Below are 610 nucleotides of genomic sequence, written 5' to 3'. Positions count from 1 at the left end.
GCTGGTGCAGCGACAGTGGGAGTAGCTGGTTCCGGAGCTGGTATTGGAACAGTCTTCGGCTCCCTCATCATCGGCTATGCCAGGAACCCCTCCCTCAAGCAGCAGTTGTTCTCATACGCCATTCTGGGTTTCGCCTTGTCTGAGGCCATGGGTCTGTTCTGTCTTATGATGGCGTTCCTGCTGCTCTTCGCTTTCTAAGCTATTTACTTTTAAGAACACTACTACTGCCATCCTACATATGAGGTTTCAGTGTATACTATCTGGAGTGGACAGCCATGGAATCGAATGTTTGGAAACCTCACCCTCATAGTGATGCAAGGACTGATGTGTGTTACACCTACAGTGCGCGTCAACAGGAATGCAATTTATTTAATTATGTAGTATAAACAAAAATCTGCAATAAAATGTTGTACGTAAACATTATGTTGATGCTGCAGTTATTTCTATTCCTGACTTTGTAGACTGTTATTATTAAAATCATGTTAAGCATTAGTGCACGAACATTACAAAATTCGATGACAATATAAAAATGAAGCCAGTTGATCTCGTGTATTTCGCGTGAGTACTGACATCGGGTTTTGTTATGGGAGTTATCTGTTCGAGAGTGTCG

The 610-nt window shown here is 42.6% G+C and carries 1 protein-coding gene; it reads left to right on the top strand.

The window, feature by feature from the left end; all coding sequences use genetic code 11:
- Window positions 1-198, top strand: a 198-nt coding sequence (locus F0U44_RS24340) for an ATPase C chain family protein (RefSeq protein WP_149730637.1), incomplete at its 5' end; no start/stop codon positions are given.
- Between the last annotated feature and the right edge of the window lie 412 nt (window positions 199-610).

The sequence above is a fragment of the Nocardioides humilatus genome (assembly GCF_008373755.1).
GTDB lineage: Bacteria > Actinomycetota > Actinomycetes > Propionibacteriales > Nocardioidaceae > Nocardioides > Nocardioides humilatus.
This window is presented reverse-complemented; position numbering and strand designations above follow the sequence as displayed.